12 protein-coding genes are annotated in these 17,089 nt (G+C 72.6%); 10 read left to right on the top strand and 2 right to left on the bottom strand.

Annotated elements, in window-relative coordinates; genetic code table 11:
* Positions 1-199: 199 nt before the first annotated feature.
* The 3 genes from ABD268_RS21075 (at position 200) to ABD268_RS21085 (ending at position 5,363) form a co-directional block, all read left to right on the top strand.
* The gene (locus ABD268_RS21075) at positions 200-2,536 is read left to right on the top strand and encodes an MMPL family transporter (RefSeq protein ID WP_344157296.1); all 2,337 of its coding nucleotides are present in this window, start codon (positions 200-202) and stop codon (positions 2,534-2,536) included.
* A gap of 84 nt (positions 2,537-2,620) precedes the next feature.
* Positions 2,621-3,229, top strand: coding sequence for a hypothetical protein (locus tag ABD268_RS21080; protein ID WP_344157298.1), 609 nt, complete (start codon positions 2,621-2,623; stop codon positions 3,227-3,229).
* Between the two features lie 37 nt (positions 3,230-3,266).
* Positions 3,267-5,363: a hypothetical protein gene (locus ABD268_RS21085; RefSeq protein ID WP_344157301.1), complete on the top strand. Its 2,097-nt coding sequence runs from the start codon at positions 3,267-3,269 to the stop codon at positions 5,361-5,363.
* Positions 5,364-5,401: 38 nt separating this feature from the next.
* Here the strand turns inward: ABD268_RS21085 and ABD268_RS21090 are convergent, their stop codons facing one another.
* Together ABD268_RS21090 and ABD268_RS21095 are read right to left on the bottom strand one after the other, a co-directional pair.
* Positions 5,402-6,550, bottom strand: a complete 1,149-nt coding sequence (locus ABD268_RS21090; RefSeq protein WP_344157304.1) for a DUF4185 domain-containing protein — start codon at positions 6,548-6,550, stop codon at positions 5,402-5,404.
* Complete coding sequence (locus tag ABD268_RS21095) at positions 6,547-8,766, bottom strand: MMPL family transporter (RefSeq protein ID WP_344157307.1); 2,220 nt, start codon at positions 8,764-8,766, stop codon at positions 6,547-6,549. Before ABD268_RS21095 ends, ABD268_RS21090 begins: the two co-directional genes overlap by 4 nt.
* Before the next feature lie 145 nt (positions 8,767-8,911).
* Here ABD268_RS21095 and ABD268_RS21100 point away from each other — a divergent pair, with 145 nt between their 5' ends.
* The 7 genes from ABD268_RS21100 (at position 8,912) to ABD268_RS21130 (ending at position 17,025) form a co-directional block, all read left to right on the top strand.
* On the top strand, positions 8,912-9,436 hold the full coding sequence (locus ABD268_RS21100) for a 2'-5' RNA ligase family protein (RefSeq protein ID WP_344157310.1): 525 nt from the start codon (positions 8,912-8,914) through the stop codon (positions 9,434-9,436).
* A gap of 85 nt (positions 9,437-9,521) precedes the next feature.
* Positions 9,522-10,577: a LacI family DNA-binding transcriptional regulator gene (locus ABD268_RS21105; RefSeq protein WP_344157313.1), complete on the top strand. Its 1,056-nt coding sequence runs from the start codon at positions 9,522-9,524 to the stop codon at positions 10,575-10,577.
* A gap of 55 nt (positions 10,578-10,632) precedes the next feature.
* A complete protein-coding gene (locus tag ABD268_RS21110) occupies positions 10,633-11,919 on the top strand; it encodes an extracellular solute-binding protein (RefSeq protein WP_344157316.1) in 1,287 nt (428 codons plus the stop codon).
* Between the two features lie 16 nt (positions 11,920-11,935).
* Positions 11,936-12,883 carry a carbohydrate ABC transporter permease gene (locus tag ABD268_RS21115; RefSeq protein WP_344157319.1) on the top strand — a complete coding sequence of 316 codons (948 nt, stop codon included), beginning with the start codon at positions 11,936-11,938 and terminating at the stop codon, positions 12,881-12,883.
* 1 nt (position 12,884) lies between these two features.
* Positions 12,885-13,709, top strand: a complete 825-nt coding sequence (locus ABD268_RS21120; protein WP_344157322.1) for a carbohydrate ABC transporter permease — start codon at positions 12,885-12,887, stop codon at positions 13,707-13,709.
* Between the two features lie 2 nt (positions 13,710-13,711).
* Positions 13,712-14,905 (top strand): Gfo/Idh/MocA family protein, encoded by a 1,194-nt coding sequence (locus tag ABD268_RS21125; RefSeq protein ID WP_344157325.1) that lies wholly within the window; start codon positions 13,712-13,714, stop codon positions 14,903-14,905.
* A gap of 26 nt (positions 14,906-14,931) precedes the next feature.
* Entirely contained in the window at positions 14,932-17,025 is a 2,094-nt protein-coding gene (locus ABD268_RS21130; RefSeq protein ID WP_344157328.1) for a hypothetical protein, read from the top strand.
* Positions 17,026-17,089: the final 64 nt, after the last annotated feature.

Consider the following 17,089-nt stretch of genomic DNA (forward strand, 5'->3'; position numbering starts at 1 on the left):
GCGTGGGACACGAAGACCTCCGTGGTGATTCAGGTGTGGGTGCGTGGTTGCTCCACACCTCACCCGGAGGCCTTCGTCATCGTCCAGCAGGCACGCCGTACCTAACGTCCGTGGTCAGTACACCTAGGGCGCCCGTCCCGGCGGAGCCGACGGTGAAGAAGGGGTTCGACGGCAGCAGGACCGAACCCCGGGAGTGCCCATGAAGACGGACGCCGCCACCGAGACCTCGCTCGCGTCGCGATGGGGAGCCTGGGCGGCACGGCGGCACTGGTGGGTGCTGGGCGTGTGGGCCGTGCTGCTCGTCGGGTCGTCGGTCGTCTACCCCTACCTCGAGTCCCAGCTGGTGGCTCCGGACTACAGCGTCTCCGGCTCGGACTCCGACCGTGTGAACGAGCTGATCCAGGACAACTTCACGGCGGCCGGCTCCGAGCAGGACGTCATCGTCTTCAGCTCCGACTCGCTCGTCGTCACGGATCCGGCGTACCGCAAGGTCCTCGACGAGGTGCTGGCCGACGTACGGGACGAGCCGGGCGTCGCGTCCGTGCTCGGCCCCGACGACCCGGGCGCCGAGGGGCAGATCTCGGCGGACGGGCACGCGTCCCTGGCCGCCGTCGGCCTGTCCGGGGACGACAGCCAGCGGGGAGGCCACGCCGCGGACATCCAGGACACGATCGACGCGGCCGTCGGCGACGGCCCGGTCGAGGCCTACCTCGCCGGCATCTCCCCGAGCTCCAACGACGTGACGAAGGTCGAGACCGCCGACGTGGAGCGGGCGGAGTCCTTCGGCCTCCCGGTCGCCTTCCTCGTCCTCCTCTTCGCCCTGGCGGCCCTGGTCGCCGCCTTCATCCCGCTGGCGCTCGCGTTGTCGGGAGTCACCGTGACCTTCGGGGTGCTGACCGCGCTCACGGGAGTCATGGACTTCGACGCGTTCCTGCTCTCCATCATCACGATGATCGGCGTGGGCATCGGGATCGACTACTCGCTGTTCATCATCAGCCGGTTCCGGGAGGAGCTCGTCCGGCGCGAGGACGCCCCCGACGCCGTTCCCGCTGCTGTCGGGGCGGCGATGACCACGAGCGGTCGGACCGTCGCCTTCTCGGGCGCCATCGTCGCGATCTCGCTGTTCTCGCTCTTCGCGGTGAACTCCCCGCTCTTCCACGAGATGGCCATCGGCGCCGTGCTGGTCGTGGTCTGCACGCTCGCGGCGGCGTGGAGCCTGCTGCCGGCGCTGCTGGGGGCGCTGGGGCACCGCATCAACCGCGGGGCGCTGCCGCAGCGCTTCCAGCCGGCCGAGGACCGCCCCGGTTCCGTGGACCCCGCGCGACCGGAGGGCACCGGGTTCTGGGCGCGGTGGGCGCACACGGTGCTCGACCACCCCTGGCTGGCCATCCCCGCGGCCGCGGTGCTCATCGTGCTGACGCTGCCCGTCTTCGGGCTCAAGCTCGGCATCGACCTGGGCCTCGCCGCGCTGGCCGACGAGCCCTCCGGCAAGGCCGAGATCATCCTCGCGGACTCGTTCAGCGAGGGCGCCATGTCACCGGTGCAGGTCCTCGTGTCCAACCCGGACGGCGGCCCGCTCACCACGAACGACCTCGAGGCGGTGGACCGGCTCACGACCGAGGCCTCCCGGGACCCGCGGGTGGCGGACGCCTTCGCCGTCACGACCATGCTCCGGCAGGCAGGTCTCCCGTTGACCGCGGAGGGCCTGGCCACGCTGGAGCAGTCGAAGGACCCCGCCGCGGCCACGCAGCTCGCGCAGACGGTCAACCTCGAGGACGGGGCGGACCGCACCATCGTGACCCTCGTGCCCAGCGTCGCCATCGACTCCACCAAGGCGGGCGACCTCGTGAACGAGCTGCGCGACGAGACCATCCCCCCGCTGACCGGCGCGGACGGCCCCGAGATGCTCGTGGGCGGCGCGAGCGCCCAGTTCGTGGACCTGTCGGACGAGACGCTGGGCAAGCTGTGGGTCGTCATCGGGCTGGTGCTCACGCTGTCGTTCCTCTACCTGATGGTGGTCTTCCGCAGCCTGCTGATCCCACTCAAGGCCGTGGTGATGAACCTGATGGCCACGGGTGCGGCGTTCGGGCTGACGGCGTGGGTGTTCGAGGAGGGCCACCTCGAGGGCTTCTTCGACTTCACCAGCGTCGGGTTCGTCCAGGTCTACCTGCCGATCATGACCTTTGCGCTGCTGTTCGGGCTGTCGATGGACTACGAGGTGTTCCTGATCCGCCGGATGCAGGAGGAGTGGGTGGCCAGCGGCGACAACGAGCGCGCCGTCGCGACCGGGCTCGCCCACACGGCCCGCCCCATCGCCGCCGCGGCCGCGATCATGGCCGCGGTGTTCGGCTGCTTCCTGGTCGCCGACGTGCTGGAGCTCAAGGAGTTCGGCCTGGCGCTCGCCGCGGCGGTCGTCCTCGACGCCACCCTGGTCCGGCTGCTGATGGTCCCGGCCATCATGAAGATCGCCGGAACCGCCAACTGGTGGCTGCCGAGGTGGCTGCAGAAGATCCTCCCCGACCTCCGGCTGGACTGACCGGTCCCCGAGGGTCGTTCGCCTCTGGGCCGGCCCGCCAACGGCCCCGGACCATGACGTCCTCGACGTCGAAGGGGGACTCGGATGGCGGCGACGCGACGGTGGGTCGCGGGCGGGGTCACGGCGCTGCTGGTGCTGGCAGGACTGCTGGTCGCGACCCCCACCACGGGCCTGCCCGGTCCTCCGGCGCCCGGCGCCACGGCGGAGCCCCGCGAGCGGGCCCGCGTGCGCCAGGGCCCGTCCGGCCCGGAGCTGGTCTGGCGGTCGCCGGCCAGGCTGCCGGTCACCGACGGCCGCCCGGAGTTCCGCGTCGGCACGCGCCTCCTGGGCCATCCGCGACTCGGGCCCGACCGCCGGACGCTGACGCTCCCGGTCAGCGGTCTGGGCACGGTGCGGCCCGACCGGGTGCAGGTGTGGCTGGGTGCCCGCCGCCTCGACGCGGGGACCGGCACGCTCCCCGGCCGGTCGCCCGTCGCCCGGCCCGAGAGCGGCACCGCTCCGGCGGCCGACCCCGGACGGGCGGGTCCGTACGCCGTGCGGTCCTTCGACTACTCCGCCGCCGACCTGCCGTGGTGGCAGTTCCCGGAGCCCCTCGAGGTGCTCGGCCACGCCGTGCTGCCGGTCGGGGTACCGGACGCGCCGCTGGTGCTGTTCCTCCACGGCCGGCACAACTACCTGCTACGGCCCCGGTGACACCGGCCGATGGCCGTGCACCGGCCGGTCCAGGCCGGTGCCGAGCTACCTGGGCTACGAGTACCTCCAGCGGGTGCTGGCCAGCCAGGGCTACGCGACGGTCAGCATCTCCGCCAACGCCGTCAACGCCCAGGACGGCGACACCCCCGACGGCGGTGCCCGCGCCCGCAGCGTCCTCGTCCAGCACCATCTCGACCTGCTGGCGCGATGGTCGGCCGACGCCACGAACCAGCGCTGGGGCGGCCGTCTCGACCTGGGCAGCGTGGTCCTCGTCGGGCACAGCCGCGGCGGGGAGGGCGTCGACCAGGCCGCCATCGACGGCGCCGCCGGCGACCCGTCGTACCACCTGGCCGGGCAGGTGCTGCTCGCGCCGACGGACTTCGGCTGGCAGACGGCGCCCTACCTGCCGACCGAGGTGCTCCTGCCCTACTGCGACGGCGACGTCAGTGACCTGCAGGGGCAGCGCTACGTCGACGCTGCGCAGACCCAGACCGACGACGACCCGACGCTGCGCAGCAGCGTGCTGCTCCGCGGCGCCAACCACAACTTCTTCAACACCGAGTGGACCCCGGGCATCTCGGCGGCGCCCAGCTTCGACGACTGGTTCGACCGCACCGACCCGGTGTGCGGCAAGGCCTCCCCCACCAGGCTGACGGCGGCCGAGCAGCGCCGGGCCGCCCGCACCTTCGTCGCCGCCGGCGTCCACGCCTTCCTCGGCGACGGCACCTCCGCGGCGCTGCGGTGGCTGGACTCCGGGCACCCGGTCGCGGTCCGCGCCGCGGGTCCGGCGCTGGCGTGGACCCACGCGCTGGGCGGCCGACGCGAGACGCTGCGACTGGGTCACGGGGCCACCCCCGCGGGCGCCGGGGTGTCCTGCCGGGCCGGCCTGCCGCTCGGCGACGGCGGGACCGGCCGGCCGGTCCCGTTGTGCGGCACCCGGGAGTTCTACCGCCAGCCGCACTGGACGCCCAGCGCCCGCGCGTGGGCGTCCGTACACGCCGCGTACGCCGCGGGTGGCCTCCCCCGCGACCTGTCCTTCACGTGGACCCGCACGGGCGCCCGCGGTGGGTTCGCGCTGGACCGGCCGCTCGACCTGAGCGGCGCACAGACCCGGCTGGACCTGCGCACGGTGGTGCGACCGGGCACCGGCCCGGCGCGGCTCGAGGTGGTGCTGGGCTCCGGTGACCAGGAGTGGGCCGGTCCCGTCCGCACCCTGGCGCCGTTCCCCGGCCGAGCCTGGCTCGCCGCGCTCGTGGCGCGCACCCTGCGCGTCGACCCGGCCGACTACGCCGGTCACCTCGACCTCGCCCGGGTCGACCGCGTCGAGCTGCGGTCGGTGAGCGCCCGGGGACAGGTGTGGGTGCTCGACGCGTCCCGGCGGCAGCGCGGCCTCGACCCGGCGCCGGACCGCTCGTTGCCGGCCATCCGCCTGGGCCGGGTCACCCGGCCCGAGGGGGACGCCGCGACCGGCGGGGTCGCGCAGGTGCCGTTCCGGGTGCTCGGCGAGGTCACCACCCCGGCGAGGTTCGCGATCGCGGCCGACCAGTGGACCTTCGACTGGACCGCGCCCGCCCAGCTCGCCGTCGTCACCGTCCGTCCCGGACAGACGCAGGGCACGATCGGCGTCCGCTACGAGGCCGACGACCTGCAGGACCTCCCCCGCCAGCGGCAGCTCGTGTTCGCGGCCCCGGTGCACGGCACGGTGACCAGCGGCTTCGCCGGTGCCGCGACCATCCGGGACGACGACCCGGCACCGACGGTGACCTTCGAGCCGGTACGCCGGACCGTGTCGTACGGCGACCCGCTCGCCTACCGGCTGACCCTCTCCGCCCCCGTCGACTACTACCCGGTGAACCGGCTCCGTGCGGTGCGCGACGAGCGCTTCCGCGCGGTGCGCACCTCCGACGTGCCGCGCAGCTGGCTGCGTGCGCAGCTGGGTCGGGTGCCCCTCGACGTGCCGCTGTGGCGGGTCTGGCGCTTCGGCTTCGTGGACCTGCCGCCCGGGCGGACCCAGGCCCGGGTGGAGGTGCCGACCCTGGAGGACCCGTTGCACCCGGGACGCAAGGCCCTCACCCTGCGCCTCACCTCGCGCCACCTCACACCGCCGCGGCAGGCGACGGTCCGGGTGCGCTGAGCGGCGTGCCCCTCAGCCTCGAATCACCGATTCGAGGCTCAGCGCGGCAGCGCGACGAACTCGGGCCGACCGATCTCGGGGTCCTTGAGCAGCCGCTGGAGGTCGGTGGTGTTGCGCGAGATCGACACCAGCAGGTCCCCGGACTTCAGCGGGACCTCGGGGTGCGCCAGCGGGGCGTACTTCAGGTTGCCGGTGTCGAACCCGCCCGGGGCCTTGAGCTCCTTGACCGGGGTCCACGGCCCCCACGGGTTCGGCGCCGTCCACTTGTAGACGAAGTCGCTGATGTCGCCGTCCCGCTTCGAGACCGCCACCCACTGGCCACCGAGGCTGTCCACCGACAGCGTCTGCGAGACCCCGCCCTGGCTCGGCAGCACGGCAACCGCCTGCGGCGGCTTCGACGACCAGCCCGACCCGTCCCACACCTGCCACCGCTTCCGGTTGCCCGGGTCGGCGGCCGGGGTACGGGCGAGGTAGAGCTCGCGGCCGAAGTCGTACTGCTGTCCGGTCAGCCGGGTGCCGTACACGTAGAACCACCGGCCGTGGACGGTGGACGCGGCGCCCCAGTTGACCTGCTCCTGGTTCCGCGAGTCCGGCGTGATGTCGACGACCTTGTCCGGCTGGGGCGCCTGGCCGTCCTCGACGGTGAACACGGCGGCGGTGGTGCCGAGGAAGGTGAACCCGAAGGAGCCGCTGTGCCCCCGATCGATGCGGGAGCAGAGCACCAGGACCACGTCGTGCCCCTGGGAGCGCCCGACCGCCACCGACATCGGCCAGCGCACCACGTTCGGAGACACGTCGGGGATCACCGGGCCCTTCTCCTTGGTGACGAGCTGCGAGACGCAGCGACCCGACGAGACCAGCATCGAGTTGGCGACGATCGGCGGCTCCAGCTTCGTCCGGGTGGTGTCGCCGAACAGCCAGACCAGCCGCCCGTCGCTGAGCCGCCCGCTGGCCCCGATGTCACCGGCCTGCCACCCGGGCAGGTCGACCGAGGCACCCAGCTTGTTGAGCTCCGCGACCGTGGGCTTGGTCCGATGCGCGGGCGGCGGCGGGCACCGGGGGGCGAGGTGCGGCACCGCGTTCCCGGGCCGCGGCGACTTGTCGGTGCCGTCCGAGCCGGTGCAGCCACCGAGCAGCAGCGCGAGCCCGGCCGCCAGGACGACCGCGCCACGTGCCCTCGAGGTCACGGCCGTGGCGCCCCCGCCACCGGCTCGGACTCGGGCTCGGTCGCGGGGACGGGCTCGATCGGTCCCTCGAGCTGCAGGTCGGGGATGACCCGGTCCAGCCACCGCGGCAGCCACCACGCGTGCGCGCCCAGGATCGACATCAGCGCCGGCACCAGCACCATGCGCACGACGCTCGCGTCGATGAGCACCGCGACCGCCATGCCGACCGCGAGCATCTTGACCGCGGGGTTGGAGTTCAGGACGAAGCTCGAGAACACCACGACCATGATCGCCGCCGCGGACGTGATCACCCGGGCGGTGCTCCCGATGCCGATCGCGACCGCACGGTGGGCGTCCCCCGTCTGGTGCCAGGCCTCGCGGACCCGCGAGAGCAGGAACACCTCGTAGTCCATGGACAGCCCGAAGACGATGGCGAACATCAGCATCGGCACGTACGCCGGGATCGGCAGGTCCTGGTCGATGCCGAGCAGCTGCGAGCCCCAGCCCCACTGGAACACCGCCACCACGACGCCGTACGCCGCACCGACCGACAGCAGGTTGAGGATCGCCGCCTTGACCGAGATGACGATGGACCGGAACGCGATCGTGAGCAGCACGAAGGAGAGCAGCACCACGGCCAGGATCAGCCAGATCATCCGCTCGCCGATCCGCTGGGTGAAGTCCACGTTGCCCGCCGTGGTGCCCACGAGGTAGGTCGACGTGGCCCCGAGCGTCGGCAGCACCGAGTCGCGCAGGTGGTCGACGAGGTCGGTGGTCCGCTGGGCCTGGGGAGACGACTTCGGGATCACGTTGATCACGGCCACGGTGGCGGCCTTGTTGACCGACGGCGGCGCCACCGAGGCGACGTCGGAGGTCTTCGTCAGCGTGGAGGTGGCGTTGTCGAGGAGCTTCTGGGTCTTGTCCTGGGACTGCTTCGGCAGTTTGAGCACGACCGTGATCGGGCCGTTCTGGCCCTCGCCGAAGCCCTGGGAGATCAGGTCGTAGGCCCGCCGGTCGCTGTCCGACTTCGGGTCCGTGCCCGGGTCGAGCTGGCCGAGCCGGAGCGAGAGCAGCGGGATCGCCAGGACCAGGAGCAGCGCCGCGCTCCCGATCGCCCAGGGCCAGGGCTGCCGGCTGACGAGGCGGCCCCAGCGAGCGAAGGCGCTGGCCTCGTGCGCGGCGTGGGCCCGCTCGATGTCGTGCGCGTCGAGCACCTTCGACCGCTCCGAGCGCTTGCGCACGCGGTTCCGCGCGATGGCCAGGAACGCCGGCACGAGCGTCAGCGCGCTGAGCATGGTCACCGCGACGACGATCGCGGCGGCGGCACCCATCGCGCCGACGAACGGCACGCCGGAGACGTAGAGGCCCAGGATCGCGATCACGACCGTGCTGCCGGCGATCACGACCGCCGCGCCGGAGGTCGCCACCGTCCTGCCGATCGAGTCGCCGATGCCCATGCCGGCGTCGAGCTGCTCGCGGTGCCGGGCGACCAGGAACAGGCCGTAGTCCACGGCCACGCCGAGGCCGAGCAGGGTGGCCACCGTCGGCGCGGTGGTGGGCAGCTGCGGACCGGCCGCGAGCAGGCCGACGAGCGCCAGCCCGGTCCCGACGCTGAAGATCGCGCCGACCAGCGGGATCAGCGCGGCGACGATCGAGACGAACATGATCAGCAGGAGGATCAGCGCGCAGACCAGGCCGAGGGTCTCGGAGCGCCGGTCGCTGGGCTCCTGCCCGATCTGGCCGGCGTTCCCGCCGTAGTCCACGACCAGCCCGGCCGACTCGGCCGGCTGCACCGCCGAGTTCAGCGAGTCGAGGTAGGCCGTGTCCAGCGAGGCCGGTACGACGTCCCACGACACGGTGCCGTAGGCGATGGTGCCGTCCTTCGAGACCGCGGGGGTCCCGGGCACCGACAGCGGGTCGGTCGCCTTGATCACGTGGGGCAGCCCCCCGACGTTCTTCATCGTCTTCGCGACGGCGTTCGCCTGGTCCTTGACGGTGCCCTTCTCGGCGTGGAAGACGATCTGGCCGGAGTAGCCGCTGGCGGAGTTGAAGTCGCGCTGGAGCGCCTCCAGGCCGTTCGCCGACTGGCTGCCCGGCACCGTGTAGTTGTTGACGAAGTTGCCCCCGACGGCGCGGTTCGTCAGCGTCAGCCCGACCAGCACGACCAGCCACACGCCCACGACCCACCAGCGGTGCCGGCCGGCGAACCGGCCGAGCCGTTCCAGCAGCGCGTTCATGGGGTCTCCCGGCGCGGATCCGGCCCGGGGGGCGGCCAGGTCGCACCGCTCCTCACGTTAGGCGCGCAGGGATCCCCGACGCATGCCCAAAATGGGTCGGTGCGCCGCCCTCGACGCCCGCGCGGGTGTTCGCCACCCTGAGGGCATGGCCCTCGCCGTCTGCCTGCTCTTCGACCGACGCTCGGAGCGGCTGGTGCGCGAGCTCTGGGGCCGGCTCGAGAGCCAGGACGTCCGCACCCTGGCCTCCCACACGCACCGGCGCCACCACCCTCACCTGTCCTACGCCGTGCTGCGGTCGTGGGACGTCGACCGGGTGCTGGCGGCGATGCAGGCCCTGCCGGACGAGGGCCCCGACGTCCTGCACTGCCGCGGAACGCTCACCTTCCCGCGGGGCCGGGTCGCGCTCGCCCCGTCGATCTCCGCCGCGATGGCCGCCCGCCAGGAGCGTGTGGCCGGGGCCCTCACCGCGACCGGGGCCGACCTGCACCGCAACTACGTGCCCGGCTGCTGGATCCCCCACGTCTCGGTCGCCACCCGCGCGCACGGCGCGTCCATGGCGACGGTCGTCACGACCATCGCCGACGTGCTGCCGCTGCCCCTGCACGTCGACCGGGCCGCGCTGATCGACAGCTCCACCGGGCAGGTCTGGCCGCTCGACCGGGTCCCCTGAGCCCGCGAGGGCCGAGGGTCGCGACCGCGTGCCGGAGCGACCCGGACCCTTGACATCCCTCTACTAAACCGGTTTAGGTGGAGTCGTGACTCGGCACACCATCAACGACGTGGCCCGGGCCGCGGGAGTCTCCAAGGGGGCCGTCTCGCTGGCCTTCAACAACCGCCCCGGCCTCTCGCCCGACACTCGGGAACGCATCCTCGCCACCGCCCGCGAGCTGGGATGGACGCCCAGCCCACGCGCCCGCGCCCTCTCGGTCTCCCGGGCGCTCGCGGTCGGGCTCGTGGTGGCCAGGCCGCCCGAGACCCTGCGCTCGGACCCGTTCTTCCCCTCGTTCATCGCCGGCGTCGAGAGCGAGCTGTCCCAGCACGGGTACGCCCTGCTGCTCCAGGTGGTCCCCGAGCACGACGCCGAGCACCAGAGCTACCGCCGGCTGAGCCACGAGGGTCGTGTCGACGGCGTCTTCGTCACCGATCTGTACGTCGACGACGCGCGCCCGGCCCTGCTCGCCGAGCTCGGGCTGCCGGCCGTGATCGTCGGGCCGGCCCTGTCCGAGCCCTTCTGGCCCGCGGTCGGCGTCGACGACGCACCCGGGATCGCCGCCGCCGTCGAGCACCTCGTCGGACTCGGGCACAGCCGCATCGCGCACGTCGCCGGGCCACGCGAGATGGTGCACGGCCGGTCCCGCCGGGAGGCGTGGTCGACCGCGCTCCACCGAACCGGCCTCCCCGAAGGTCCCTGCATCGACAGCGACTTCTCCGCCGAGGCCGGCGCGGCCGCGACCCGCGAGCTGCTCGACCTCGCGGACCCGCCCACCGCGATCGTGTACGCCAACGACCTGATGGCCATCGCCGGACTCGCGGTCGCCACGTCGCGGGGCATCGACGTGCCCGGCCGGCTGTCGATCACCGGCTACGAGGACACCGAGCTGGGCGCCCACGTCCAGCCACCGCTGACCAGCGTCTGCAGCGACGTCATCGGCTGGGGCCGGGCCGCCGCCCGGCGGCTGCTCGAGCTGATCGACCAGCGTCCCGCCACCGACGTCAGCCTGCCGCCGCCGACCCTCGTCGTACGGGCCTCGTCGGGGCCCGCACCGGTGCACCGCGCCACCCACCCGACGACAGGCACACCCGACACCTGACAGTCCGACCGAGCAGAACACCAGACACGGGGCAGAACACGAAATGGAGAAGCAGATGAGAACGAAGGTCGTCACCGCGACACTGACCATGCTGGCGCTCGGGGTCACCGCCGGCTGCGGGGGTGGCTCCGGGGACTCCTCCGCGGCTGCCTCCTCCACCGGCCCGATCAAGGTCTGGCTGTCGAACAACCCCGAGGAGATCGCCTGGGGCAAGCAGATGGTCAAGGCCTGGAACGCGGACCACCCCGACGAGGAGGTCACCGCGCAGGAGATCCCCGCGGGCAAGACCTCCGAGGAGGTCATCGGCGCGGCCATCACCGCCGGCAACGCCCCGTGCCTGGTGTTCAACACCTCACCCGCAGCGGTCCCCCAGTTCCAGAAGCAGGGCGGCCTGGTGTCGCTCGACCAGTACGACGGCGGCACCGACTACATCGAGTCCCGCAGCGGCGACGTCGCGGACCAGTACAAGTCGCCCGACGGGCAGTACTACCAGATCCCGTGGAAGTCGAACCCCGTGATGATCTTCTACAACAAGGACATCATGAAGAAGGCCGGCATCGATCCGGAGAACCCGCCGCTGTCGACCTACGACGACTTCCTCGCCACCAGCCGCAAGGTCGTCGACAGCGGTGCCGCGGACGCGGCGATCTGGCCGGCCCCCACCAGCGAGTTCTTCCAGTCCTGGTTCGACTTCTACCCGATGTACGCCGCCGAGACCGGGGGCCAGCAGCTGGTCGAGGACGGCCAGGCGACGTTCGACTCCGACGCCGGGCAGGGCGTCGCCGACCTCTGGTCCACGATGTACTCCGAGGGCCTGTCGCCGAAGGAGGCCTACAACGGTGACTCCTTCGCCGACGGCAAGGCCGCCATGGCCACGGTCGGCCCGTGGGCGATCTCGGTGTACGGCGACTCCGTGAACTGGGGCGTGGCCCCCGTGCCCACCTCGCAGGGCACCGCCCCCGAGGACACCTACACGTTCTCCGACGCCAAGAACATCGGGCTCTACTCGGCCTGCGACCACCAGAAGACCGCCTTCGACCTGCTGAAGTTCGCCACCAGCGAGGAGGAGGACGGCAAGCTGCTCGAGATGACGGGCCAGATGCCGCTGCGCGAGGACCTGGCGGGCACCTACCCCGACTACTTCAAGGAGCACCCGGAGTACAAGCTCTTCGCCGATCAGGCCGGCCGCACCGTCGAGGTGCCGAACGTGCCCAACTCGATCGAGATCTGGCAGGGCTTCCGTGACGAGTGGTCCTCCGCGGTGATCTTCGGCAAGACCTCGACCGACGAGGCGCTGTCCACGGCGGCCGACAAGGCCACCGAGCTCGCCGGCCAGTCCTGAGGGTGGCGCACCGACGATGACGACCACCGCGCCACCCCGGAGCGACACCGCTGCTCCGAACCCGCCGACCAGCGGCTCGCGCAGCCGGTTGGCGGCCCTCCTGGGCCGCCAGCCGGTGGGCATCCTGTTCGCGGCGCCGTACGCCATGTTCCTCGCCGCGATCTTCGCCTACCCGTTGGGCCTGGCGGTCTGGATCAGCTTCCACGACTACTTCTTCGCGGCCCCCGGAGCCCAGGTGGACCGGCCCTTCGTCGGCTTCGAGAACTACCGCACCGTGCTGGAGGACCCGGACGTGCGCCGGTCGTTCCTCAACGTGGCGGAGTTCCTGGTCATCAACGTGCCGCTGACCGTGCTCCTGTCGCTGCTGCTGGCGACCGCGCTGAACAAGGCGATCCGGGGACGCACGTTCCTGCGCGTCGCCTACTACGTCCCCTACGTCACCGCCAGCGTGGCGCTGGTCTCGGTCTGGCTGTTCCTCTTCAGCCAGAACGGCATGGTCAACCAGGTGCTCGGCGACCTGGCTCCTGATCCCTCCTGGCTGGTCAACGAGACCCTGGCGATGCCGGTGATCGCGATCTTCGTGACCTGGAAGCAGATGGGCTTCTTCGTCCTGCTCTACCTGGCCGCCCTGCAGAACGTGCCGAAGGAGCTCTACGAGTCCTCGCAGGTGGACGGCGCCGGACGCTTCGCGTCGTTCCGGAACGTGACGATCCCGGGCGTCCGGCCGGCCACCACGCTCGTGGTCATCCTCGCCACCATCACCGGCGCGAACCTGTTCACCGAGCCCTACCTGCTGACCAGCGGCGGTGGACCCAACGGGGCGTCGGCCTCCCCGGTCCTCGTGATGTACCAGCGCGGGATCGAGCAGGGCAACCCCGACGTCGCCGCGGCGATCGGCGTCCTCCTCGTCATCGGCGTGCTGCTGATCTCGCTGGTCAACCGACGCCTCCTGGAGAGGGACTGACATGGCAACCACGTGGCTACGGCGCGGAGCGCTCTTCCTGGGCGCCCTGCTGTTCCTGTTCCCCTTCTACTACATGGTCATCGGCTCGCTGCAGAAGGATCCGGACACCTCCCTGGCCGGAGCATTCCCGACCGGCGGGTTCACGTTCGCGAACTACTCGGCCATCGACGCCCGGATCGACCTGCTGGGCTCGCTCGTGAACTCCGGCATCTTCACGGGTGGTGTGCTGCTCGGCACCGTGGTCTTCGGGGTCCTGGCCGGCTACGCCCTGGCCCGGCTGCACTTCCGGGGCCAGGGGACGCTCTTCGCGGTGATGCTGCTGGTCCAGATCGTGCCGTTCCAGCTGCTGATCATCCCCATCTACGTGATGATCGTCCGCTACTACGGGCTGGCCGACTCCTACCTCGGGATGATCGTCCCCTTCGCGATCAACTCGACCGCGGTGTTCATCTTCCGGCAGTTCTTCCTGCAGCTGCCCGAGGAGCTCTTCTCCGCGGCCCGGCTCGACGGCGCCAGCGAGCTCCGGATCCTGTGGTCGGTGGCGCTGCCCCTGGCCAAGCCCGCATTGCTGACCGCCGCACTGCTGACCTTCATCGGGCCGTGGAACGAGTTCCTCTGGCCGTTCCTCGTCACCAAGGACGCCGACATGCAGCCGCTGGCGGTGTCCCTGGCCAACTACATGAACACGATGGCCGCTCGGGCCGCGAACCCGTTCGGGGCCATCCTCGCCGGCGCCGTGGTGCTCGCCGCGCCGGCGGTGGCGCTGTTCGTGGCCTTCCAGAGGCACTTCACCGCCTCCGACCTCGGATCGGGCGTGAAGGGATGACGGTGGCTCCGGTAGGCCTGGGCCTGGTCGGTGCGGGTGGCTTCGCCACCTTCCTCGCCGAGGCCGCGGCCACCCTGCCCTCGGTGTCGCTGCGCGCGGTCGCGGACCCCCGCCCGGACGCCGCACGACGGCTGGCCGGGACCCACGCCGCGCGGGCGACGGGCTCCTGGCAGGACCTGCTCACCGACGGCACCGTCGACGCGGTGGTCGTGGCGACGCCACCGGCCGATCACGCGACCATCGCGACGGCGGCGCTCGAGGCGGGCAAGCACGTCTTCTGCGAGAAGCCGCTCGCCCTCGACGACGCCGCAGCGCGGGACCTGGTGGCCGTGGTCGAGCGCACCGAGCGGGTCCTGGTCGTCGACCACGTGCTCCGGTACAACCCGCTGCTGCGCGCGCTGGCCGGGCTGCGGGGCTCCCTGCTCGGCCCGGTGCAGCGCTTCTGCTTCGAGAACGACGCCAGCGACGAGGACCTGGGCCCCAACCACTGGTTCTGGGACGAGGCCCGCAGCGGGGGGATCTTCGTCGAGCACGGCGTGCACTTCTTCGACGCCGCGGCGATGCTGCTCGACCACGAGCCCACCTCGGTCGGTGCAGTCGAGGCGCGACGCCGGCACGGCGCGGTCGACCTGGTCTCGGCGACGGTCATGCACGGCGGTGACACCTTGGCCACGCACACCCACTCCTTCACCCACGCCCATCGCTGCGAGCGCCAGCTGATGCGCCTGGACTGCGGGCCGGCCGAGGTCCGGGTCGAGGGCTGGATCCCGGTGCACGCAGTCGTCGACGCCTGGACCGACGAGGCCGGGCTCGAGATCGCCGAGGGGCTCCCCGACCGGGTGCCCGAGCTCTTCGACGTCCCCGGCTTCCGCCTCGGTCCCGCGGCCGGCATCCGCGTGTCGGGCCGGAGGGACGCCGCCGCCCCCGGTGCGCGGGGGCGCGGGGTCGCGCTCGACGTGCCCCACCACGTCCGCGTCGAGCTCACGCTCGGCGGGCACGACGCCAAGCCGGCGGCGTACGCCGAGAGCGTGCGCGCCGCCCTGACCGACCTGGTCTCCTCGATCACCGATGGCGGCCGGCCACGGAGCGGCGTGCGCGAGGGCGCCGCGGCGGTCGCCGTCGCCACCGCCGCGACCCGCTCCGCCCGGAACGGCCGGGTCGAGCCCCTCGCCCCCACCCACGTCCCTGTCCACTGACCCTCCAGCTCGGAACGAGGAACTCCATGGACCACTCCCCCCAAGCGCTTCGGCGCGGCACCGTGCTCGTGGCGACCCTGCTGGCCGCCGTCGTCGCCACCACCTCGGCCCTGCCCTCGGTGGCGAGCAGCTCGGCCCGGCACGCACCGGCTGCACCCACCTCTCCGCCCGCCACCACCCGCGGCCTCACCAACCTCGACCACCTCGACTGGCTGTCGGTGCCGGTGACCCCGCCCGCCCAGGAGGGCCACACGACGTACCGGCTCGGCGAGGAGCCCTCGGTCGGCGTCCTGTGGACCTACGCCGAGCCGAGAGCCGACGGCGGCTGGCGGCACGTCGGCGGCGGCACCTACCACTCGGACACCGACACCTGGGGCCAGGGCGCCTACAACGCCGACGACATCAGCCGCGCCGCGGTCGTCTACCTGCGGCACTGGCAGGCCACGGGCTCGGACTCCAGCAGGCACGCGGCCTACGAGATGCTCCGCGGCCTCACCTACCTGCAGACCACCTCGGGCCCGAACGCCGGCAACGTCGTGCTGTGGATGCAGCCCGACGGCACGTTGAACCCCAGCGCAGAGCCGAAGGAGCAGCCCGACCCCTCCGACAGCGATGCGTCCTACTGGCTGGCACGGACGATCTGGGCGCTCGGCGAGGGTTACGCGGCCTTCGAGACGAGCGACCCCGCGTTCGCAGGGTTCCTGCGCGACCGGCTGGAGCTCGCGATCGCAGCGGTCGACCGGCAGGTCCTGGACCGGTACGGCGACCACCTCGACATCGACGGCCAGCCGGCCCCGGCCTGGCTGATCGCCGACGGCGCCGACGCCTCGGCCGAGGCCGTCCTCGGCCTGTCGGCCTACGTGTCCGCCGGGGGCTCGGCCACGGCCCGGTCGACGCTGGCGCGGCTCAGCGAGGGCATCGCGGAGCTCCAGGGCGGCGACGCCCGGAGCTGGCCGATGGGCGCAGTCCGGAACTGGGCCCTCTCCCGCTCGATGTGGCACGGCTGGGGAGGCCAGATGCCGGCCGCCCTGGCCCGCGCCTCCCAGGCTCTCGGCGACCGCGCACCCAGCGACCCCTCACTCATTGATGCAGCGGCGAGCGACTCGTTCACCTTCGACCCGTGGCTGCTGACGTCGGGCGGACCCGACAACGGCCGGATGCCCACGCGCGGTGACACCTCGCAGATCGCGTACGGCGCCGACTCGAGGCTCCAGTCGCTGGTCGCCACGGCCGACAGCACGGGGCAGGACGCCGCGCTCGGACTCGCCGGGATCGTCGGCGCCTGGTTCTTCGGCGCGAACCCCGCGGGCGAGGCGATGTACGACCCCGCCACGGGCGTCACCTACGACGGCATCTCCGGCTCGGGCCAGGTCAACCACAACTCGGGCGCCGAGTCGACCATCCACGGCCTGCTGTCGATGATCGCCCTCGACCAGCACCCCGCCGCCGAGGAGCTGGCGATGACCGCCGACGTGGTGGACCGTCAGGGCACGCTCACGCTCCAGGCGGAGGACGGCACGCTCGCCGGCAACGCCACGGCGACGAAGCCGGAGTCGCTGTGGACCGGCGAGTCGCTGTTCGGCGGCACCGGCTACGCCGCGCTCGGAGACGGCGGCTCCACCACCATGACCCTCCCGGAGCACCCGCGTTCGCTTGTCCTCCCGGTGGTCGACCTCCGGCCCGGCAGCGACGCCGTCACCACGTTCCGCGAGGACGAGCAGACCCTGGGCAGGGTCGCCTCCGGTGACATCGGTGAGCAGGGCGACTCCCCCGCGCCCGGTGCCCTGCTGCCGGTGACGGTGCCCGGCACCCTGCCCGCGGGGGCGACCGTGCTGTCCGCGACCACCGCGACCGGCGCCGGCGACCCGGCCGCCCTGGACGCTGTGATGCTGGAACCGCTGGTCTCCCGCCTCGTGCTGGGCGGGGAGGGCCACGGCACCGCGCTCCTGCGCAGCACCTCGACGACCTCCGAACGCGCCCGCGTGCAGGTCCCCGGCAGCGGCACTGCCCGCGTGGCGACGTACGACGGGGACGGGCAGCTCGTCGACGAGTCGGTCAGCACCGCCCGCACCGTGACCGTGTCCGTCCCCGCAGGAGGCTTCGCCCTGGTCCGTCGCTGAGCCGGCGCCCGCACGCGCCACGCTTCCGTCCCACCCCGCACACACACCGAACGTCCCCACCACC

It is taken from the genome of Nocardioides koreensis, from assembly GCF_039531775.1.
GTDB classification, from domain to species: Bacteria; Actinomycetota; Actinomycetes; order Propionibacteriales; family Nocardioidaceae; genus Nocardioides; species Nocardioides koreensis.

Bases quoted from the DNA above. Each gene is read 5' to 3' on its own strand.
- ABD268_RS21095 (WP_344157307.1), bottom strand. From the start codon at position 8,766: ATGAACGCGCTGCTGGAACGGCTCGGCCGGTTCGCCGGCCGGCACCGC.
- ABD268_RS21080 (WP_344157298.1), top strand. From the start codon at position 2,621: ATGGCGGCGACGCGACGGTGGGTCGCGGGCGGGGTCACGGCGCTGCTG.
- ABD268_RS21110 (WP_344157316.1), top strand. From the start codon at position 10,633: ATGAGAACGAAGGTCGTCACCGCGACACTGACCATGCTGGCGCTCGGG.
- ABD268_RS21075 (WP_344157296.1), top strand. From the start codon at position 200: ATGAAGACGGACGCCGCCACCGAGACCTCGCTCGCGTCGCGATGGGGA.
- ABD268_RS21115 (WP_344157319.1), top strand. From the start codon at position 11,936: ATGACGACCACCGCGCCACCCCGGAGCGACACCGCTGCTCCGAACCCG.
- ABD268_RS21100 (WP_344157310.1), top strand. From the start codon at position 8,912: ATGGCCCTCGCCGTCTGCCTGCTCTTCGACCGACGCTCGGAGCGGCTG.
- ABD268_RS21130 (WP_344157328.1), top strand. From the start codon at position 14,932: ATGGACCACTCCCCCCAAGCGCTTCGGCGCGGCACCGTGCTCGTGGCG.
- ABD268_RS21120 (WP_344157322.1), top strand. From the start codon at position 12,885: ATGGCAACCACGTGGCTACGGCGCGGAGCGCTCTTCCTGGGCGCCCTG.